Here is a 20,337-nt window from a genome sequence, read left to right as displayed (position 1 = left end):
GGGGCCGACTCGCGGACGGCGGCGGCGGGATGCGCTCTGGGCGGAATCGCAGGGGCGCTGCGGACTCAACCGGCGGCGCACACGGGGAGCTTGTCCACGCCCGTGCCGGTACGGATCGCGTCGAGGGCTGTGAGCGAGTCGTCGAGGGTCGAGACGGGGACGACGCGCAGGCCGTCCGGGATGTGGCCGACGACCTCGTTGCAGTTCTTCTCCGGGGCGAGGAAGTAGGTGGCCCCGGCATCCTTCGCGCCGTAGAGCTTCTGACGGATGCCGCCGATCGGCCCGATCGTGCCGGTGGCGTCGATCGTGCCCGTTCCGGCGACCTGCTTGCCGCCGTTGAGCTCGCCGGGAGTCAGGGTGTCGATGATCCCGAGCGCGAACATCTGGCCGGCGCTGGGCCCGCCGATCCGGTCGAGCTGGATCTTCACGTCGATGGGGAAATCGAAGTCCCGCGAGGTCGTGATCCCGATGATCCAGACCGTGCCGTCCTTCGTGGTGGTGCGCGAGGGCGTCACGGTGACCGTGCGCTCGGCACCGTTCCGGCGGATGACCAGTTCGACGGGCTGACCTCCCCGCTCGTTGATCAGGGATCGCAGCTGCGCGGTGTCCTCGATCGGCGTGCCGCTCGCCGAGACGATCTCGTCGCCGACCTCGAGGATGCCCTTCGCGGCGGAGTCGTCGCTCAGTGCGCCGACGCCGACGTGGGCCCGGACCTCGTACCCCAGTTCGGTGAGCGCGGCGGCCGTGGCCTCCTTCTGGGAGTCGACCATCAGCGCGGCGTTCTCCTCGTTGCGCTGCTCGGTCGTCGTCCCCGCCGGGAACACGTCGTCGATCGGGAGGACGGCTTCGCCGGGATCGAGCCACGCCTTCGCGAGCTCGAACCAGGACGGCGTGGTCTCGCGGTTGCCGACGACCTGCACGGTGGTGAGGTCGAGGGCGCCCGCGGTGGGGTACGTCTTCGCACCGCTCACAGAGATGAGGGGGACGTCGTCGCCGGACGCGTTCTCGGCCGACCCCAAGGTGTTGACGACCGGTCCCTGCCGCTGGATCACGAAACCGGTGGGGAGGAAGCTCAGGATGAGCAGGGCGACGAGCGCCACGACGAGAGCCCAGACCCCCGCGGAGAAGCGACGGGAACGGCGGGACGGCGGGGCGGCAGCCGGCTCGGCGGCGTTGTCGAAGAGCGACACGCGGGTCCTTCCTCCGGCGCTCGTTCGCGGCCGGCGTACACGGGACGTCTCCCGCTCGGACCGGGCGGAGAAAACCTGCCACTAGCGTAGAACGAGACGTCTCCCCCCTGCTGAAAGGCGCCTGACATGACCGATCCCTCGGACGACGATCTGCCCGGCGACGACGACCTCGCCGAGATGCTCCGACGCATGCTCAGCGGTCAGGGCGGAATCGACCCCGAGCAGCTCCGCCAGCTGTCGGGCATGGGCATCGACCCCGCGATGATGCAGAACATCATGCGCCAGTTCCAGGCGGCGATGGCCGGTGACGGGGACGACGACGGCCTCGACTGGTCCGCCGCGAAGACCCAGGCCCTGCACATCGCGAATCAGGACGGGCTGGGGATCACGGCAGGGTCGCGGACCGAGTTCGATCAGGCCTTCGCCCTCGCCGCGCTGTGGCTCAGCGAGGTGACGGCGATCGCCGAGCTCGCGCAAGCTCCGCAGCCGATCACCCGCGGCCAGTGGGTGGAGGCGACCCTCCCGGTGTGGCAGGAGCTCGCCGAGCCGGTGGCGACCTCGATCAGCGACGCGCTCATGGCAGCGCTCGAGTCGCAGACGCCCGAGGAGATGCGTTCGGCCATCCAGGGCGCGGGACGCCTCATGCGCCGCGTGGGCGGCGCCCTGTTCGCGTCGCAGCTGGGTGCGGTGATCGGACGCCTGTCGCTCGAGGTCGTGAGCGGTGGCGACGTCGGCATCCCTCTTATGCCCACGGGGGACGCGGCGATCCTGCCGCAGAACTTCGCGGACTTCGGCCGCGACCTCGAGATCGAGGAGGACCAGCTCGCGCTCGTGCTGGCCACCCGCGAACTCGCCCACGCGCGACTGTTCCGTCACGCGAAGTGGCTGCGCCTGCATGTCATCTCGCAGGTGACCGACTTCGCGCGCGGCGTCCACGTCGACACGAACGCCCTCGAGGACCTCGCCTCGCGGTTCGATCCGTCGGCCCCCGAAGAGCTGAAGGCGGCCATCGAGAGCGGCGCCCTCCTCCCCCAGCGCTCCGAGGCTCAGGTCGCCGCCCTGACGAGGCTCGAGAACCTCCTCGCGACCATCGAGGGCTGGGTCGACGTCGTCACCGCCGACGCGACCGCGCGCGTGCCCTCCGCCGACCGCATCGCCGAGGCCGTCCGCCGCCGCCGCGCGGTCGGCGGGCCCGGCGAACAGGCGATGGCCTCCCTCGTCGGCCTCGAACTGCGTCCCCGTCGACTGCGCGAAGCCGCCGCCATGTGGCGTGCGGTGACGGATGCCGTCGGTCCGACGGTCCGCGACCGCCTCTGGGATTACCCCGACCTGATCCCGACGGCTGAGGACATCGACGATCCGGCCGCGCTGGTGGCACGGCTGCAGGCGAGCGAGCGCGGCGAGGAGCCCGAACGCGATGCGTTCGACGACGCCCTCGCGGCCCTCTTGGACGAGGAGGCAGCCGCGGAGCATCCGACGGATGCGGCTCCTGCCGACGACGAGCCAGACGAGCCGGATGCGCCCGGCGAGGACGGCCCGACGGGGCCGCGGCCCGTCTGATCCCCGAGCCTCCTCCACAGCGGCTCTGAGGCCTGTCCTCAGTGTTCACCTGTGGACGGCCCCGGCGGAGGCGGGGACGCGACGTCAGAATCGCGGCATGCTGCGTCTCGCCCCCTCTCATCCCCCGCTGTGGCGGACCCCGACCAGCGTCCAGCTCGGGATGGACGACGAGCGACCGCTCACCGGTCTGACGCCGTGGCAGGAGCGTCTGCTCGATGCCCTCGTGAGCGGCATCCCGGATGCACGGCTCGCGCCACTGGCGCGGGAGCTCGGTGCGACCGACGACGAAGCGGATGCGTTCCTGCGTCGCATAGAGAAGGCCCTCGCTCCCGAGGCGGCGCCCGCACCGGCCGTCCGGGTCGAGCTGCCGGCCGATCTGCGCCACGAGGACGAGACCACGCTCGTCGGCGGGATGCAGGCCGCGGGACTGGACGTCGTCGACACCGCCCGATGGCCTCTGCCGACGGCGCCCGAACCGATTGTCGTCGTCGCGTCGCGCCTGGTCGATCCGCATCGCGCCGCGCGGCTCACCGCGAACGACATCCCCCACCTCCCGATCGAGCTCTCGGGCGACCGTGTCGTCGTGGGTCCATTCGTCGTCCCCGGGGAGACCGCCTGCATCGCCTGCGTCCACGCGTATCGGCGCGATCGCGACCCCGATTGGCCGCTCGTGGCGGCGCAGCTGCTCGCGCGACCGTCGGTCCCCACCGACCCGCTCCTGCTGGTCGAGGCGGCGACCCTCGCGGCCCGGATGCTGCGCAGCGGCGCGGTAGGACGCTCCGTCGTCCTCAGCGCCGCGGACGGGGTGGGCGAGAGCCGCGAACACCGACCTCACGCAGGGTGCCTCTGCCGATCTCCTGAAGGAATCTGGAGCGCTGACGCTCCCGGTTCCCCGACCGCTGCGCCCACGACAGCGACAGCGTTCGCGCGGCCCGCGTGACGCCCACGTAGGCGAGACGCCGCTCCTCGTCGATCTGCTCGAATGTCGTCGCGTACGAGATCGGGAGGAGCCCTTCGCTGAGACCCATGAGGTGGACGTGGGGCCATTCGAGGCCCTTCGCGGCGTGGAGCGTCGCCAGGGTCACGGTGCGCATCGCGGGTTCGTGCTGCGCCTTGGCGCGGGCGGTGAGCTCGTCGGTGAAGCCGCGCAGAGTGGTCCCCTCCGGGGCTTCCTCGGCGAGGCGGAGCACCGCCGCCCGCGCTTCCCAGGCCTCGCGCAGCGCGCCGCCGGCGGGGGGCGCCTCGTCGGTCAGTCCGAGCGATCGCAGGACGTCGCGCACCGTGGCGATGAACGACCCCGACAGCGGCGCGACGGAGGCACCGCGGAGGGCCATGAGCGCCTGGCGCACCTCGGGCAGGTCCCAGAACCGCTTGCCCCCAAGGACCGTCGCCGGGATGCCGCGGCTCGAGAGGGCCGCCAGGAGCGGGGCCGACTGCGCGTTCAGCCGGTAGAGCACGGCGACGTCGTGCGGGTCGACACCTTCTCGGAGCTGCGCGGCGATCCGATCCGCGATGCCGTTCGCCTCGGCCGCGTCGTCCTCGTAAGACGTCACCTCGGGAGAGGGGCCGGCGGGCGCCGGTGTCACGAGCTGCAGGGCGCCGGGTCGCCCGCGCATGAGCTCGTTCGCGACGGCGAGGACCGCGGCATCCGATCGGTAGTTGCGTTCGAGGCGCACCACGGTGACGTCGTCGTCGCGCTCGGCGAACTCGAGCAAGTAGCGGGGGTCGGCGCCGGCGAACGAGTAGATGGTCTGGCTCGCGTCGCCGACGACGCACAGATCCTTGCGATCGCCCAGCCACAGCTGCAGCAGGCGGTGCTGCACGGGCGAGACGTCCTGGTACTCGTCGACGGTGAAGTGGCGGTACTGCTCGTGGACGGCAGCGGCGACGCGCGGCTCGGATTCGATCATCCCGGCGCAGGCGAGCAGGACGTCCTCGAAATCGAGCTGGCGACGCTCGTCCTTCAGCTTCTCGTAGGCGCGCTGGAGGCCCACGAGGGGGTCGATCGACAGCCCGGGGATGCCGCCGGACCGAACGTCGGCGTAGTCCTCGATCGAGCGCATCGTGACCTTCCGCCACTCGATCTGGGAGGCGACATCGCGCAGCGTCGAGGCATCCAGTCGCAGACCGATCCCGTCCGCCGCGTGCGAGAGGAGCTTCACCTTGCTGTCGACGATCGCCGGCGCGGTGTCGCGCGCCACCTGGGGCCAGAAGAAGTTCAGCTGGGCGAGGGCCGCGGCGTGGAAGGTGCGGGCCGCGACGCCCTCGACGCCGAGTCCTCGGAGCCGGCCCCGCAGTTCGCCGGCCGCCTTCGTCGTGAAGGTGACCGCCATGACGCGCTGCGGCGAATAGGCGCCGGTGTCGACGCCGTGCGCGATCCGGTGGGTGATGACGCGCGTCTTCCCCGTGCCGGCGCCGGCGAGAACGCACACCTGACCGCGGAGGGTGCCCGCCGCCTCGCGCTGGCGGTCGTCGAGGTCGGCGAGCGGGTCCGCGCTCACTCCCCGACCCATCGGACGATGAGGCTCCGGGCGATGGAGGCCGGCCCGGGAAGACGGATGTCGCCGCCGCCTGCCAGAGCCTCGCGGATCTCCGCCCGGGTGAACCACCGCACGTCGAGGATCTCCTCGCCGTCGGGACGGGCTTCATCGTCGGCGACGGCGAAGGCGGTGAAGCCGAGCATGAGCGAGCGCGGGTACGGCCACGCCTGCGATCCGCGGTAGACGATGCGGTCGAGGCGGACGCCCGCCTCCTCGGCGACCTCGCGCTCGACGGTGGTCTCGAGCGACTCGCCGGCCTCGACGAACCCCGCGAACGTGGAATAGGTCGGAATGTCGCCCCACGCGGCGTTCCGCCCGAGCAGCAGACGCTCCCCGTCCGAGCTCGCGACGGCGACGATCACGGCGGGGTCGGTCCGGGGGAAGTGCTGGCGACCGCAGACGACGCACCGGCGGGACCAGCCCGCCTGCCGGATCTCCGTCGCCCCGCCGCAGGCCGGGCAGAACGGGGCGTCGAGCAGCCAGCGACCGAGGCTCAGCCCCTGCACGAAGCGGCCCGCCTCGTCGGCGTCGAGATCGCCTCCGACGACGCGCAGACTCCCCCACCCGGCGGCATCCACCGTCGGCTCGTCGGCTTTCGGCGACACGGCCGCCACGGCGACCGCGCGGTGCTGGGAATCGCGGCCGAGGAACGCCCAGACGGCGTCACCGGGAACGGCCTCGGGGGTGAGCCAGCGCAGCGCCGAGTTCTCGTCGAGCGGCGCGCGGTCGCCGTGAAGCAGCAGCACGCGCGTGTCGCGATCCGCTCGGATGCGGGTGAGCAGACCTTCGTCGAGCCGCTCTTCGGCTGCACGGTCGATGACCGCTCGCGCCAGGGGCGGCGGGACGTCCTTCGTCGTCATCGAGGACCTCTCTTGCGGGCGTGGCGTGGGGGGCGCGGGGCCGTGCCCCGCCTACCCTGGGGGGCATGGCACGCTCTCCTCTCACTCTAGCCGCGGCCGCCACGGCGGCTCTCTCGCAGGCGTCGGGTGTGCGCACGAGCATCACGGGTGCGGCTGCACTCAGCGAAGACGTCGGCCACCGGTACGACAGCGCGCTCCTCCACCTCGACGACGGCACCCGGCTCGTCGTCCGCGTTCCCGAGAGCGACGAGGCCGAGGCGGACGCCGTCCGCGAGACGACGGCGCTCGGCGCCCTCACCCCCGGAGTCCGGGCCATGCTGCCCTTCCGAGCCCCCGAGACCCTCGGGACCTCCCGCGTCGGCGGCCGCACGGCGCGGGTGCAGACCTACCTCACCGGTTATCGGGTGGACGCCGCCCACGTCCCGCCGGGGCGCGGCGTCGCAACCGCCATCGCGGCCGCCATCGCCGGCATCCACGAGCTCCCCACCTCCATCGTCCACGGCGCGGGCCTGCCCGCCCGCACGGCCGCGCAGGTGCGGACGGACACCGAGCGTCTCCTGGACCGCGCCGAGTCGACCGGACGACTGCCCTTCGGCCTCCTGCGACGGTGGAGCCGGGCTGTCGCGCTGGATGCGCTGTGGAACCTCGAACCCACCGTCATCCTCGGCGGCGTCGATCCGGCATCCTTCACCCTGACCGACGTCGAGGGGGTTCCCACCGTCGCCGGGCTGCTCCACTGGGGCGGGCTGAGCGTCGGCGACCCCGCGGAGGATCTGCGCTGGGTCGCCAGCGCACCCGACGCCGCCGCGGACGTCGTCGTGGCCTACGCCGCGGCGAGCGGGCGCGCCCCCGACGCGATGCTCGCCGAGCGCGCCCGGCTGCACGCCGAGCTCGAGTTCGCCAAGTGGCTCGTGCACGGTCACGACACGGCGTCGGAGTCGGTCATGACGGATGCCGTGGCCCTCCTCGAGTCCCTCGACGAGAGCGTCCGCGACGAGGCGCCGATCGGATCGGGGACCGTCAGCATCGACGACGCCCTGGCCGCACTGGGGCGCGTGCCGGCCAGCACCACGGGGGCCATCGACACCTCCATGCAGACCGATGCCTACGACCCCGGCATGCTCGACGGGTACGAGGACGACGATGCGGCGTCGGCGGCATCCGTCGTCGACCAGGAGACCGAGGCCCTCGAGTTCGGCGACTGGGCGGGCACACAGGCGGAGACCCCCGCCGAGGAGAGCGACCCCGACGACGCCGCGAAGAACGCGCTCCGTCGCTGGACGGGGACCGCCTGACCCGCCGTCGCTTCGTCAGCCGCGGAGGATCAGACCGTCGGCGACGTAGAACAGCACGACGTCGATCCGGTCCATCGGAACCCCGTGCTTGGCGTGGTAGGCCCTGCGGTACAGCTCGAGCTGCAGCATCCGCTCGGTGCGCTCGGCCGGGGTGCGCGGCGGGCGACCCGTCTTCCAGTCCACGATCTCGATCCGGTCGCCCCGGCGGTACACCGCATCCAGCTTGCAGATGACGATGTGGGGACGGCCGTCGCCCAGCGCGTCGGGATCGACGAAATCGATCTCCGTCTCGACCTCGATCGGTTGAAGGGGACCCCACTCCGACGCCAGGAACGCGTCGCGCAGCCGGTCGAGCGCATCCGCGTCGGCCGGTGACATCGAGACCGATTCGTCGTCGTCCCAGAGGACGTCGTCGATCGAGCGCGACCGACCGACGAGACCGGACCGCTGCTCGACCCACGCGTGGAACAGCGTGCCGAGTCGCGTCTGCCGGTAGGGCCGTTCGGGCAGGGGGCGGGCGACCGCCGTCGCCGCCGCGTCGTAGTCGGCGACGAAGTCCTTGAACCGGGATGCGGGGATGCGGGTGGGCGCGACCCTCTCGCGGCCGGCCGCGCGCGCCGCACGCTCGGCGAGGAGCAGTTCGAGGTCGCGTGTCGGGGTGGCCGCCGGGGCGTTCATCGCCGCCTCGACCCGGGCCGCGGCCTCCCGCACTCGGGATGCGCGCGATCCGAGGGGGTCGATCGGCCAGTCGAGCGTCGCCCGAGCGCCCTCGTACGGGTTCTCGGCGACGTCCGCGTCGGGAAGCGCGATCCCGAGTTCCTCCGCGATCTCGCGGACGAACCGGCTGACCTCACGGGGCTTCTTGGTGCCGGCCCACGGCGAGGCGGAGATCAGCAGGTGCTCGCGGGCGCGCGTGACCGCGACGTAGGCGAGACGACGCTCCTCAGCGAGGTGGCGCTCCCGGATGCCGTCGGTGAACGACCCGAGCGCCGTCTTGAGGTCCTGCTGGGAGGGGGCGTCGGGTGCGCGCCACCGCAGATCGGGCAGCCACTCCCGGTCGCCGCGGAAGGAGTACGGCAGCACACCGAATCCGAGCCATCCCTTCGAATCCTGCAAGCGGGCAGGCAGCTCCTCCTCGACGCCTCGGACGACGGCCACGGCATCCCACTCGAGGCCCTTCGACCCGTGGATCGTGAGCAGCTGGACCACGTCGTCCTCGGGCGGCTCAGTGCGCGGGGCGAACTCGTCGATGCGCTCCGCCCGATCGAGCCAGGCCAGCAGGCTCGGGAGCGAACCCCGCTCATCCGTCTGCAGGAAGCCGTGGAGCTCGTCGATGAACGCCCGGAGCTGATCGGATGCCGTCCGTGCCGGACCGCGCGATTCGTTCGCGGCGAGCTCGATGTCCAGGCGCAGCTCGTTCTCGATGAGACGCACGAGTTCGGGGATCGGCAGACCCGCGGCTCGCCGGAGCCCGGCGAACACCGCTCCCGCGTCACGGAGGCGCTCCCGCGCCGCGGGGGTGAACCCGGCGAGCCAGCCGTGGTCGGGCTTCTGACGGGCCACGAAGTCGAGAGCGGCGACGAGTGAGCCGCCTTCGTCCCCCGCCGACGAGCGGATCGTCTCGGCGAGCTCGGGAGGCAGGGGCTGCAGGGCGGTGTCGTGACGGACGAGACGCGCGGCGACCTGGGCCAGCTCCCTGAGGTCGGCGAGCCCGATCGCCCAGCGGGGCCCCGAGAGCAGGCGGATGAGGGCGGACCCGGCCCGCGGGTCGCTGATCACGCGGAGGGCCGAGACGACGTCGACCACCTCAGGCGTCGAGAGGAGTCCTCCCAGTCCGAGGATCCGATGCGGGATGCCGCGTCGCCCCAGCGCGTCCGCGAATCGGAGCATGTGCTTCTTGCTGCGGACGAGGACGGCCGCCGTCGTCGACCGCCCACCTCGGTGCCGCTCGTCCCGTACCGCTCGGAACCATTCGGCGACGGCATCCGCTTCCGCGTCGACGTCCGTCTCGACCACGATGTCGACGCGACCCGTCGGCGCGCCCTCGCGAGGTCTCAGCGTCCCCACCTCGACGGGTGCCTCCAGCGGCGCGAGCACGGCGCCCGCCGCGCGGAGGACGTCGACGCCGTTTCGCCAGCTCGTCAGGAGCGAGTAGGTGCGGGCCTCGGCATCCGGGTCGAACGAGCGCGCGAAGTCGCCGAGGTTGCCTGCGCTCGCGCCGCGCCAGCCGTAGATGGACTGGTGCGGGTCGCCGACGGCCATCACCGCCGTGTCGCGGAAGAGGGTGGCCAGCAGGTCGGTCTGCACGACGGACGTGTCCTGGTACTCGTCGAGGAGCACGACCCGGTAACGCTGGCGGAGCTCCTCGGCGACCGACGGGTGGGCGCGGACGACCTGGAGGGCGCCGGCCACCTGGTCGGAGAAGTCGATGAGGCCACGCCGCCGCTTCTCGGCTTCGTAGGTGCGGGCGAGCGAGGTGAGGACGGCGAGCCCGGACACCTTCTCGGACGCCGTCCGCACGTCGGCGTACACGGTGGTGGCGGCTCGCTGACTGGGCCGCTCGAGGACGCCCTGGAACTCCTCCGCGAAGGCGTCGAGGTCATCGAGGTCGGCGAGGTTGTCGACGCTGTCGCGTGCGATCCGCAGCGCCGCATCGATGATCGTCGACGGCCGCTCGATGCGATCGGGCAGGCGCGTGTCGTCGGAGGAGAGCACCACCTGACGCATGAGCAGCCACGCGGCGGACTCGCTGAGCACGACCGCCTCGGCGTCGCGCCCGATGCGGACCGCGTTCTCGCGCACGATGGCGTCGGCGAAGCTGTTGTAGGTCGACACGGCAGGGCGCTCCAGCAGCGCATCGCCCGCTTCGGGAGTGGTCGGCTCGGGAGCCAGCGCGTCGAGCGCCGCGCGGCGCGCCGATTCGGGCGCGCCGGCTCGCTCCAGCTCGCCGAACACGGCCAGGCGACCCTCGTCGTTGAGCCGCTCGAGGTGCGGAAGCAGACCGCGCCGCTCGAACTCGGCCAGGCGGCGCAGGCGCGAGCCGATCCGCTCCGCGAGCTCGCCCGCGGCCTTGCGCGTGAAGGTCAGGCCGAGCACCTCGTCCCGGCGGACCAGGCCGTTCGCGACCAACCACACGACGCGCCCCGCCATCGTCTCGGTCTTGCCGCTGCCGGCACCGGCGACGACGAGAGCCGGGGCGAGGGGGGCGGAGATGACGGCCGACTGCTCGGGCGTCGGCGGGAACTGTCCGAGGGCCGCCGCGACGGTCTCGGGACGCAGGAGTGCGGTGCTCACGCGGAACTCACCGGACCGATCGTGTGGATGCGGCAGAGCCCGCGGGTGTGGTCGTCGCGGCAGTGCTCCTCGAACGGGGCGACGAACGATGTCCCCCGCATCACGCGGACGGCCTCGTCGACACGGCCGAGGAATGCGGCGCGCGTCTCGTCGTCGAAAGGTTCCTGGCGCGGTTCGGCGTACGGCGCGTTCCGGGTGCCTTTCAGGACGAGCAGCTTCGCTCCGCCCGGCGCGGCGCCTGCCACCTCGGGGATCGCCCCCCGCTCGAACGCGAGCTGGTAGGCGGCGAGCTGCGGATTGTCGACCGCGGCGCGGTCGCTCGTCGCCTCGCTCCGGCCGGTCTTGAGGTCCACGATGACGACGCGTCCGTCCCTCGTCCGTTCGACCCGGTCGATGTAGCCCGAGAGGATCGCGGGATGCGCGGCATCCGCCACCGGCAGCGGCACCTCGAAGTGGGGCTCGGCGCCGACGAGGGTCGTGCCGGCTTGCTCGGTGTCGCGGAGGTAGGCGGCGAGGCGCGACACGAGGTCGCGGGCGCGGCGGCGTTCGGCCTCGTCGATCCAGGCCGCCTCGAACTCGAGCTGCGACCAGCCTTCCTCGACGAACGCCCACAGCGCCTCGGGGTCCGCCGCGTCGGCATGCTCGAGCGCGGCATGCAGGAGGGTCCCGAGACCCGCCACGGCGCCGCCCGGATCGCCGCCGAGATCACCGATCACCCAGTCGAGCTGACACTGCTCCAGTGCTTGGATGCGGGAGGGCGAGATGCGCAGGGGTTCGGCGTCGAGGTCGCGGATCGGGGCTGTCGAGGTCGGCTCGGCGAGGCCGTACCACTGGGCCGGGTCGGCACCCGGCACACCCGCCGCCGAGAGCAGCGCGAGCTGCCCGGCGGCATCCGTCCGATCGGATTCGGTGGTGCGCGGGTCGGTCAGACGGCGTCGGTGGCTCGCGACCAGCCCTCGGAGGGTCAGGGGGTGCTCCGCAGCACGCGGAGCCGGCGCCGCGGGAGGCAGGAGCTCGAACAGCACACTCGGGCCGGAATCGTCGTCGTCGACCGCGGTCACGACGAGATGCGACCGTGCTCGCGAGACGGCGCGCGCGAACAGCCGCAGCTCGTCGTGCAGTACGGCCCGTCGGCGGTCGGCGGTGTCGACGTCGGCGTCCTGCTCGGCGAGCCGCGCCGTCTCGAGCAGGCTCCCCCGCAGGCGCAGGTTCGGCCAGACGCCGTCCTGGACACCGGCGACGACGACGGTGTCGAACTCGAGCCCGAGCGCCGCTGCCGGCGTCGAGATCTGGACGCCGCTGGCCACCGTCCCGGTCCGCAGGCGGTCCTCGGCGACCTCGGACGACAGCAGCGCGCGGAGGTGATCGATCGGCGCCGTGCCGTCCTCCCGCTCGCCGTGACGCTTCGCGGCTTCGAAGAGGGCGACGACCGCGTCGAGGTCGCGCCGCGCCTGATCGGCGAGCGGACCCTGGCCGTCGGCGAGTGTGCGCAGCTGGCGCTCGAGTCCCCGCTGCTCCCACACCGTCCACAGCAGCTCGTGCGCGGTCGCACCCGACTGGAGCTGCTCGCCCACCTCGGCGAGCGTCCGCGAGAGTCGAGCCGCGCGTCGCGCCTCGGGCGTGTCGATGACGTCGAACTCGATCGGATGCCGCACGCCCGCCGCCAGCAGTTCGCGAGCCGACCTCTCCCCACCCGACCGCAGCTCGGCGTGGCGGAGGGCGGCGCGCAGCCTCCGCAGCTCGACGGGATCGAGTCCCCCGCCGACGAGCACGTCGAGCACGTCGTCGTCGGTGCGGAGCTCGGTGGCGACGGCGGCCAGGTCGACCGCGCGCAGGAGGTCGCGCACGATCGGCGTCTCGGCGAGGGCTCGCGCGGGGCCGACGGCGGCGGTCGGGACATCGCGCGCAGACAGCTCCGCCTCGAGCGCCGTCACCTGACGCGAATCGTGGGCGATGACCGCGCACTGCTCCCACGGGACGCCGTCGTGCACGTGCCGCTCGCGCAGGAGCCGGGCGATCAGATCGAACTCCTCCGCTCCCGAGCGCAGCGCGAAGGCGCGCACGCTGTCGTCGGCCTCGAGGCCGACGGGCGGATGCCGGTGCGCCACCAATCCCGCCGCGCCGATGCGGGACGTGACCTGGGCGGTGAGGTCGCGCTGGGCGGCGGTCCCCCGGTGCACGCTGCCCAGGACGTACGTGCTCGTGGCGAGACGGGCGAAGTTCTCGGGGCGGGCGCCGCGGAAGGATCCCGATCCGACGTCCGGGTCGCCGAACGCCAGCACCGCGACGCCCCGCATCCGGCACGCCTCCAGCAGTTCGACGCCGCCCAGGGTGACCTCCTGCGCATCGTCGACGAGGATCGCGCGCAGTCCCGCGACCGCGCCGAGAGCGGGCGAGGCCGCGGGAGCGTCGCGGAGGAGCCCGACCGCTTCGCGCACCAGACCCGCCGCGTCACGGTGCGCGCCGCGCATGCGGGCGCGGACGGCGCGGTACTCGTGCGCGAAGGATGCGAGCGATGCCCAGACGGGGCGGTCGGTCGCCGCGGCGCGCGCCGCGAGCTGCTCGGGTTCGATGCCGAGGGTGGTCATCTCGGCGAGGAAGGCGCGGATCTCCGCGCGCAGACCCGCGCCGGAGCGGATGTCGGCGGGCAGCCATTCCGGCCATCGCGAGGGCCCGCTCCGCTCGTCCTCCGCGTCGCCGGCGAGGAGGTCGCCGATGATTCGGTCCTCGTCGGGGCCGGTGAGCAGCTGCGGCGGCTCGTCCCCGCGGTGGACGGCGTGCGCGCGGACGACCTGATAGGCGAAGGCGGCGACGGAGCGGGCCAGCGGGCCGCTCGTCGCCACGCCCACGCCGACGGCGAGCCGGTCGCGGAGCGCTGTGGCCGCCGTGCGCGTGGGGGTGAGCACGAGGATCTGCTCCGGCGGCATCCCGCCGTCGACGAGCGCGACGACGCGACGGACCAGGGTCGAGGTCTTGCCGGTGCCGGGAGCTCCGATCACGACACCGGACGCGTCGGAGGGGAGGGAGGTCACCGCATCCTGCGCCAGGTCGGAACGGAGGGGCGCGGCGGGCATGCGCTCCACGCTAATCGGCGTCGCCGACACCGGTGCACCACCCCTCCCGCGCGCCGGGCGCAGCCGCGTTCGCCGACAGCGAGCGCGGGCCCGCGGCCACGGCGGGAGCGGGTGTCGTAGGCTCGAGAAGCGCCCGGAGACCCGGGCCGGGAAAGGCAGGCATCACCGTGGAGATCCGCATCGGCATCGCGAACTCGCGCGAGCTCGGCTTCGACTCGAACGAGACGGCCGACGCCGTGAAGCAGACGATCATCACCGCCCTCGACAGCGGTGCGAGCTACGTGACCCTCGCCGACGCGAAGGGCGCGACCTACCTCATCCCCACGGCGGGCATCACGTTCGTCGAGGTCGGCACCGACCAGTCCCGGCGCGTCGGCTTCGTCGCCTGACATGCTCGTCGTCCTGGCACTGGTCTTCGGGGCGATCGCCGGGGCGGCCGCGCACTACGCGCTGCCGCTGCGCTCCCTGCGCGGCGTGGCCCTCGGCCCCCTGCTGGGGAGCCTGTTGGGTGCCGGCACCTGGACGGCCATGACGTGGGCCGGGGTCGGTCCGGATCAGGGATGGATCTGGCTCGTGAGCATCGCCGTCCCCGTCGTGGTGACGCCCACCGCTCTGCTCGTGGTGTCGCGGCTGCGCGCCGCACACGACGCGCGGACGCGCACCGAACTCGGCATCGCCTAGCCCGCGCCTTCTCGGGCGCCCGCGCCCTCTCAGGCGTCGAGGCCGATGCCGGTCATCCGTCGCGAGTGCGCGCCGAGCAGTTGCGTGAACACGGGCTCGACCTGCTTCTCGTCGTCCCGATCGAGCGCACCCGGGCGCTCTGCGGCGCCCGAGCGGAGTGCGCCCCGGGCGACCAGGAGCGTGTCGCCCACGAGTCGGCGCCCCCACAGGCTGAGAAGCGACCGCAGTTCGTCGTCGGCCGCGATGGCGTCGGTGATGATGCCGACGAGCGGTGACCGGTCGGCATCCGCTCGGAGGATGGCGGCGGCGCGGCGGCCCGTGTCGCCGTAGCTCCCCGACAGCGAGAGGTAGAAGTCGTCGAGCAGGCCCGCGGTGACGTGCACCGTCAGCATGGTCTCGAGGGGACGGATGCCGTGTGTCGCCCGACGGAACGCGTCGAGCGGTTCGCGGAACGGCAGCATGAGCTCGAGCGGATCCTCGCCGCGGTCGCGGATGAGCGCCACGAGGGCCTGATGCTTGAACAGCGCCGCGCCGGCGGCACGGGAGAGCGACTCCTTGTGCGCGAGCTCGGGACTGCGTTCGATGACCGAGCTCAGCGTCTCGACGTAGCCGAGCTGCAGATAGGCGGCCTGACCGAGGTACGTCGCCACGTCGGGGGCGAGCTGCTGGAAGTCGACACGGCGAACGTCGCTCGCCTCATCGCGCGAACGCAGTCGAAGGATGCGCCCGGGGGGCCGTCGTCGCTGCCAGAACCACCTCACCACGGGGCCAGCCTACGGGGCGCGAGGCGCCCCTCCGGTAGGGTGGATCCGTCCCGGCGTCGGATCGGGACCCCGCGCCTGGGGCTGAGTGAAGGGCGTGGACCCCTCATCAGGGCGGCATCTCACCGCCAGACAGGCACGGTAAGAATAATGACCACGTTCGCAGACCTCGGCGTCGATCAGGACATCGTCGACACCCTCGCGGCCAAGGGGATCGTCGACACGTTCCCCATCCAGGAGCAGACGATTCCGCTGGGCCTTCCCGGCCAGGACATCATCGGCCAGGCGAAGACCGGTACGGGCAAGACCTTCGGATTCGGCATCCCCGTCGTCCAGCGACTGGGCCTGAACCCGGAGCCCGGCGTCAAGGCCCTCATCGTGGTCCCGACGCGCGAGCTCGCCGTCCAGGTCTACGAGGACATGGACATGCTGACCTCGGGCCGCGCCACGAGCGTCGTCGCCATCTACGGCGGCAAGGCGTACGAGGGCCAGATCGACCAGCTCAAGGCCGGCGCGCAGATCGTCGTCGGCACACCGGGCCGACTCATCGACCTCAACAACCAGCGTCTGCTCGACCTGTCGCACGCGACCGAGGTCGTGCTCGACGAAGCAGACAAGATGCTCGACCTCGGCTTCCTCCCCGACATCGAGAAGATCTTCCAGAAGGTCGCGCCCGTCCGTCACACGATGCTCTACTCGGCGACCATGCCCGGACCGATCGTCGCGCTCGCCCGCCGCTTCATGTCGAACCCGATCCACATCCGCGCGAGCGACCCCGACGAGGGCCTCACGCAGGCCAACATCAAGCACCTCGTCTACCGGGCGCACTCGCTCGACAAGGACGAGGTCATCGCACGCATCCTGCAGGCCGAGGGTCGCGGCAAGACCGTCATCTTCACGCGCACCAAGCGCGCCGCCCAGCGCCTCGTCGACGAGCTCAGCGACCGCGGCTTCAGCGCCGGCGCCGTCCACGGCGACATGAGCCAGGAGGCCCGCGAGCGCTCGATGGCCGCCTTCAAGGCGGGCAAGCGCGACGTCCTCATCGCGACCGACGTCGCCGCGCGCGGCATCGACGTGGACGACGTGACCCACGTCATCAACCACACGATCCCCGATGACGAGCAGACGTACCTCCACCGCGCCGGCCGCACCGGCCGTGCCGGCAAGACGGGCATCGCGGTGACCTTCGTCGACTGGGACGACCTGCACAAGTGGGCGCTGATCAACCGGGCGCTCGACTTCGGCCAGCCCGAACCCCTCGAGACCTACTCGTCGAGCCCTCACCTGTTCGAGGAGCTCGACATCCCCGTCGGCACCAAGGGTCGCATCACCGCCGCCCCCAAGGCCGCTCCCGCGCGCTCGTCCGCGGCGCCCGCCCGGGCTGCAGACGCCGCCGCGGACCAGTCAGCGGATGCCGGCACCAGCCGTCGTCGCCGTCGCCGCCGCGGGGACGACGTCAAGGTCGGCTCGACGTTCGAGCAGGAGTCCGGAGCCGCGGCATCCGACTCGGCGAACTCGACGTCGGATTCGGCGGACCGTGCCGTGGACGGCGCCGGCACGCATGACGGGGCCGGCAAGGAGCACCACGACGGCAAGCCCGCCCCCGCGCGGCGCCGTCGCCGCCGCCGTGGCGGATCCGGCGGCGCAGCACCGATCGCCGGCGCCTGAGCCGGGTCGTCGCGCTACGGCGTGACGACCGCGCTCCCCGTCCCGAGGGCGACGATCCGCGCGATCGCGTCCTCGGACGTGGTGTTCTCCCCCGGCACGTTCGGCTTGCCGCGACCGTGGTAATCGCTCGACCCGGTCGCGATGAGGTCCCGCTCCGCGACCAGGCGCCGCAGCTCCCCGAGCGCGGGCTCGACGTTCTCGCGGTGGCCGAGCTCGAACCCGGCGAGGCCGGCGTCGAGCATCCCGCGGACGACGCGGTTCGGCAGGAGTCCCGCCCGCCCGGCGGGGTGCGCGATCACGGGGACACCCCCCGCGCCGGCCACGGCCGCGACAGCGGTGACCGGATCGGGCGCGTACAGGGCCACGTAGTACTCGCTGGCCGGCGAGAGGATGCCGCCGAACGCTTCGCCGCGATCGCGGACGTGCCCCCGGGCGACGAGGGCGTCGGCGATGTGGGGACGCCCCACGGTCGCTCCCTCCGCCGTCTGCGCCTCGATGTCCTCCCACGTGAGGTCGTAGTCGCGTCCGATGCGCTCGGCCATCGTCCGCGCACGGGTGAGCCGCGACCGCCGGATGCGATCGGTGAGGGCTCGCAGGCCCGCGTCCTCGGGGTCGATGAGATAGGCGAGCACGTGGACGCTCCGCCACTCGTGCCGCGCCGACAGCTCCATCCCCGGCAGGAACGACATCCCGAGAGAGACGGCGGCATCGGCTGCCTCCGCCCACCCCGACGTGGTGTCGTGATCGGTGAGGGCGGCCGTCCGGATGCCGTGGCGGTGAGCGGCGGCCATGACGACCGCGGGCGGCTCGGTGCCGTCGGAGTGGTCCGAGTGCAGGTGGAGATCGCCGGGCCCGTGCGGGGCCGATGGAGCGGAGGACCCTGCGGACATGGTCACGAGCGTACCGCGCGCAGAAAGTCCCCAGCCTGCCCGCTTAGTGTCGTGATGTGCTGCGACTGACGGGGATTCTCTTCACGATCGCCGCCGCCGTCGGCGCAGCGATCCTGACGTGGCCTCAGTTCTTCCGTCTCGAGCAGACCTTCCCGATCGCGCAGCTCGTGTCGCTGCGACCCGTCGTCGCCGTCGGTTTCGCCGTCCTCGCGCTCATCGGTCTGCTGGTGTGCCTCGGGCGCCGCACACGCGGCTTCGGAGCAGGTCTCGCGATGATCGGCATCCTCGCCTGCGCGGCGAACGTCGGGATCCTCGCCTTCCGCGGCCTCGGGACGTCCGGGCTCCCCGAGCCGACCGCCGACAGCGTCCGCGTCATGACGTGGAACACCGCCGGCGAGGCCACGGACGTCGACGCGATCGTGACGACGGCTATCGCGATGGACGTCGACATCGTCGCTCTCCCCGAGACCACCGACGAGACCGGCAAGGCGATCGCCGTGGCCATGCGCGAGCGCGGCAACCCCATGTGGGTGCACGAGGAGAACTACCAGGGGTGGGATGCCACCTACACGACGCTCCTGATCTCCCCCGACCTCGGCGACTACGCCGTGGTCGAGTCGGACTCCTCCGGGACGAAGAACACGTCCGTCGTGCCGAGCGTGGTCGCGATGCCCGTCAACGGGGAGGGCCCCACCGTCGTCGCCGTCCACGCCGTCGCGCCGAGGCAGAACGACATGGCGCACTGGCGCAGCGACCTCCGCTGGATCGCGGACCAGTGCGCGAGTGCGAACGTCATCCTGGCGGGCGACTTCAACGCGACGATCGACCACATGAGCCGGCTCGGCACCCACGGCGGCACCCTCGGACGCTGCCAGGACGCCGCTTCGACGACGGGCAACGGCGCGGTCGGGACCTGGGACACGGCCTGGCCGGCTCTGCTGGGTGCGCCCATCGACCACGTGATGACGACGGATGCCTGGCGCGCCACCGGCTCGGTCGTGGTGACCTCCCTCGACGGGTCCGGCGGAGACCACCGCCCTGTCATCGTGCAACTGGAGCCGTTGGGCTGACGAGGTCGACGGTCGGTGCGAGACTGGGAAGATGACCACCGACGAGCGCGACACCATCGCCCAGGAGACCACCGAGACCCCGGCGGCAGCGACCACGAACCGCAAGCAGCCCTTCCCCGCGGGCTTCCTCGAGTCGATCTCGACCGGATGGGCCGAGCGGCCCGCCTCCCTGCCGCCGCAGCGAGCCGAAGCCCCCTACGCCGCCGCACGTCGAGCCGCCGTCTCGGCCGCGTTCCCGGGGTCGCGCCTGGTCATCCCCGCCGGCTCCTTCAAGCAGCGCTCGAACGACACCGACTACCCGTTCCGTGCCCACTCCGCCTTCTCGCACCTGACCGGCTGGGGCGCCGACGCCGTGCCCGACTCCGTCCTGGTCTTCGAACCCGTCGAGGGCGGTCACGACGTGACCCTGTACCTGCGCGAGCGCGCCGATCGCACGACGACCGAGTTCTACGCCGACGCATCCATCGGCGAGTTCTGGATCGGTCCGCGCCCCTCCCTCGAAGCGGTCGCCGCCGACCTCGGACTCGCGACGGCCCACGTCGATGCGTTCACGAGCACCGACGACGACCTCACCCTCGAGGCCGATGACGAGCTCACGCGCTTCGTTTCCGAGCTGCGCCTGGTGAAGGACCCGTACGAGATCGCCCAGCTCCGCCTCGCCGTCGAGGCCACCGGTCGCGGCTTCGACGACATCGTCGCCGAACTCCCCCGCATCATCGACACCCCTCGCGGCGAGCGTGCCATCGAGGGCGTGTTCCACCTGCGCGCCCGCACGGACGGCAACGGCGAGGGGTACGACACGATCGCGGCATCCGGTCCTCATGCCTGCTACCTGCACTGGACGCGCAACGACGGCGCCGTGGTCCCCGGCGATCTGGTCCTCATCGACGCCGGCGTCGAGGTCGACAGCCTCTACACCGCCGACATCACGCGGACCCTCCCCGTGTCGGGCACGTTCTCGCCCGTGCAGCGCCGCATCCACGAGACCGTGCGGGAAGCAGCGGACGCGGCGTTCGCGGCAGCCCGCCCGGGCGTGAAGTTCCGCGCGATCCACGAGGCCGCGATGGAGGTCATCGCCGCGCGGACCGCCGAGTGGGGCTTGCTCCCGGTCACCGCAGAAGAGGCGCTCGACGCCGACCGCGGCGGCCAGCACCGCCGCTACATGGTCCACGGGACGAGCCACCACCTCGGGATCGACGTGCACGACTGCGCAGAAGCGCGACGGGAGATGTATTACGACGGCGTGCTCGAGGCGGGCATGGTCTTCACGATCGAGCCGGGCCTGTACTTCCAGATCGACGACCTCACCGTGCCCGAGGAGTACCGCGGGATCGGCGTGCGCATCGAAGACGACATCCTCATGACCGAGAACGGGCCGGTGAACCTCTCCGCCCACATCCCGCGCACCGCCGACGACATCGAGGCCTGGATCGCCCGCGCCCGCGCCTGAATCG

General features: G+C 72.4%; 14 protein-coding genes. 7 read left to right on the top strand and 7 right to left on the bottom strand.

What is annotated here, in order from left to right; genetic code table 11:
• Positions 1 to 65 precede the first annotated feature (65 nt).
• On the bottom strand, positions 66 to 1,190 hold the full coding sequence (locus tag MRBLMI1x_RS10505; protein WP_116228956.1) for a YlbL family protein: 1,125 nt from the start codon (positions 1,188 to 1,190) through the stop codon (positions 66 to 68).
• Positions 1,191 to 1,316: 126 nt separating this feature from the next.
• Here MRBLMI1x_RS10505 and MRBLMI1x_RS10500 point away from each other — a divergent pair, with 126 nt between their 5' ends.
• Positions 1,317 to 2,750 (top strand): zinc-dependent metalloprotease, encoded by a 1,434-nt coding sequence (locus MRBLMI1x_RS10500; protein WP_363458673.1) that lies wholly within the window; start codon positions 1,317 to 1,319, stop codon positions 2,748 to 2,750.
• A gap of 788 nt (positions 2,751 to 3,538) precedes the next feature.
• Here MRBLMI1x_RS10500 and MRBLMI1x_RS10495 read toward each other — a convergent pair.
• Both MRBLMI1x_RS10495 and nudC read right to left on the bottom strand, forming a co-directional pair.
• Positions 3,539 to 5,251, bottom strand: coding sequence for an ATP-dependent helicase (locus MRBLMI1x_RS10495; RefSeq protein WP_414685591.1), 1,713 nt, complete (start codon positions 5,249 to 5,251; stop codon positions 3,539 to 3,541).
• Complete coding sequence (nudC, locus tag MRBLMI1x_RS10490) at positions 5,248 to 6,150, bottom strand: NAD(+) diphosphatase (RefSeq protein ID WP_020097117.1); 903 nt, start codon at positions 6,148 to 6,150, stop codon at positions 5,248 to 5,250. The genes MRBLMI1x_RS10495 and nudC overlap by 4 nt, the downstream gene beginning before the upstream one ends.
• Positions 6,151 to 6,215: 65 nt before the next feature.
• Here nudC and MRBLMI1x_RS10485 point away from each other — a divergent pair, with 65 nt between their 5' ends.
• Positions 6,216 to 7,445 carry a phosphotransferase gene (locus MRBLMI1x_RS10485; RefSeq protein WP_363458669.1) on the top strand — a complete coding sequence of 410 codons (1,230 nt, stop codon included), beginning with the start codon at positions 6,216 to 6,218 and terminating at the stop codon, positions 7,443 to 7,445.
• Between the two features lie 15 nt (positions 7,446 to 7,460).
• Here MRBLMI1x_RS10485 and MRBLMI1x_RS10480 read toward each other — a convergent pair whose 3' ends face one another.
• Positions 7,461 to 10,739, bottom strand: a complete 3,279-nt coding sequence (locus tag MRBLMI1x_RS10480) for an ATP-dependent DNA helicase (RefSeq protein WP_363458667.1) — start codon at positions 10,737 to 10,739, stop codon at positions 7,461 to 7,463.
• On the bottom strand, positions 10,736 to 13,813 hold the full coding sequence (locus MRBLMI1x_RS10475; RefSeq protein ID WP_363458665.1) for an ATP-dependent helicase: 3,078 nt from the start codon (positions 13,811 to 13,813) through the stop codon (positions 10,736 to 10,738). The genes MRBLMI1x_RS10480 and MRBLMI1x_RS10475 overlap by 4 nt, the downstream gene beginning before the upstream one ends.
• Before the next feature lie 167 nt (positions 13,814 to 13,980).
• On the opposite strand from MRBLMI1x_RS10475, the gene MRBLMI1x_RS10470 reads away from it, so the two are divergent.
• A complete protein-coding gene (locus MRBLMI1x_RS10470; protein ID WP_018188255.1) occupies positions 13,981 to 14,202 on the top strand; it encodes a DUF3107 domain-containing protein in 222 nt (73 codons plus the stop codon).
• Between the two features lies 1 nt (position 14,203).
• Complete coding sequence (locus MRBLMI1x_RS10465; RefSeq protein WP_363458663.1) at positions 14,204 to 14,494, top strand: hypothetical protein; 291 nt, start codon at positions 14,204 to 14,206, stop codon at positions 14,492 to 14,494.
• A gap of 29 nt (positions 14,495 to 14,523) precedes the next feature.
• Here the strand turns inward: MRBLMI1x_RS10465 and MRBLMI1x_RS10460 are convergent, their stop codons facing one another.
• Positions 14,524 to 15,258, bottom strand: coding sequence for a ferritin-like fold-containing protein (locus MRBLMI1x_RS10460; protein WP_311870146.1), 735 nt, complete (start codon positions 15,256 to 15,258; stop codon positions 14,524 to 14,526).
• Positions 15,259 to 15,405: 147 nt separating this feature from the next.
• On the opposite strand from MRBLMI1x_RS10460, the gene MRBLMI1x_RS10455 reads away from it, so the two are divergent.
• Positions 15,406 to 16,923, top strand: coding sequence for a DEAD/DEAH box helicase (locus MRBLMI1x_RS10455; protein ID WP_363458660.1), 1,518 nt, complete (start codon positions 15,406 to 15,408; stop codon positions 16,921 to 16,923).
• A 14-nt stretch (positions 16,924 to 16,937) separates the two neighbouring features.
• On the opposite strand, the gene MRBLMI1x_RS10450 is transcribed toward MRBLMI1x_RS10455, so the two are convergent.
• Positions 16,938 to 17,813, bottom strand: coding sequence for a PHP domain-containing protein (locus tag MRBLMI1x_RS10450; protein WP_363458658.1), 876 nt, complete (start codon positions 17,811 to 17,813; stop codon positions 16,938 to 16,940).
• A 56-nt stretch (positions 17,814 to 17,869) separates the two neighbouring features.
• On the opposite strand from MRBLMI1x_RS10450, the gene MRBLMI1x_RS10445 reads away from it, so the two are divergent.
• Both MRBLMI1x_RS10445 and MRBLMI1x_RS10440 read left to right on the top strand, forming a co-directional pair.
• Positions 17,870 to 18,883 (top strand): endonuclease/exonuclease/phosphatase family protein, encoded by a 1,014-nt coding sequence (locus MRBLMI1x_RS10445; protein ID WP_363458656.1) that lies wholly within the window; start codon positions 17,870 to 17,872, stop codon positions 18,881 to 18,883.
• 31 nt (positions 18,884 to 18,914) lie between these two features.
• A complete protein-coding gene (locus MRBLMI1x_RS10440; protein ID WP_018188261.1) occupies positions 18,915 to 20,333 on the top strand; it encodes an aminopeptidase P family protein in 1,419 nt (472 codons plus the stop codon).
• The last annotated feature ends 4 nt before the right edge of the window (positions 20,334 to 20,337 follow it).

It is taken from the genome of Microbacterium sp. LMI1x-1-1.1 (assembly GCF_040676205.1).
Taxonomy (GTDB): domain Bacteria; phylum Actinomycetota; class Actinomycetes; order Actinomycetales; family Microbacteriaceae; genus Microbacterium; species Microbacterium aquilitoris.
This window is presented reverse-complemented; position numbering and strand designations above follow the sequence as displayed.

What these genes read in the sequence shown, in the direction of transcription:
- MRBLMI1x_RS10500 (WP_363458673.1), top strand. Translation starts at nt 1,317, where the DNA reads ATGACCGATCCCTCGGACGACGATCTGCCCGGCGACGACGACCTCGCC.
- nudC (WP_020097117.1), bottom strand. Translation starts at nt 6,150, where the DNA reads ATGACGACGAAGGACGTCCCGCCGCCCCTGGCGCGAGCGGTCATCGAC.
- MRBLMI1x_RS10485 (WP_363458669.1), top strand. Translation starts at nt 6,216, where the DNA reads ATGGCACGCTCTCCTCTCACTCTAGCCGCGGCCGCCACGGCGGCTCTC.
- MRBLMI1x_RS10475 (WP_363458665.1), bottom strand. Translation starts at nt 13,813, where the DNA reads ATGCCCGCCGCGCCCCTCCGTTCCGACCTGGCGCAGGATGCGGTGACC.
- MRBLMI1x_RS10465 (WP_363458663.1), top strand. Translation starts at nt 14,204, where the DNA reads ATGCTCGTCGTCCTGGCACTGGTCTTCGGGGCGATCGCCGGGGCGGCC.
- MRBLMI1x_RS10455 (WP_363458660.1), top strand. Translation starts at nt 15,406, where the DNA reads ATGACCACGTTCGCAGACCTCGGCGTCGATCAGGACATCGTCGACACC.
- MRBLMI1x_RS10450 (WP_363458658.1), bottom strand. Translation starts at nt 17,813, where the DNA reads ATGTCCGCAGGGTCCTCCGCTCCATCGGCCCCGCACGGGCCCGGCGAT.
- MRBLMI1x_RS10440 (WP_018188261.1), top strand. Translation starts at nt 18,915, where the DNA reads ATGACCACCGACGAGCGCGACACCATCGCCCAGGAGACCACCGAGACC.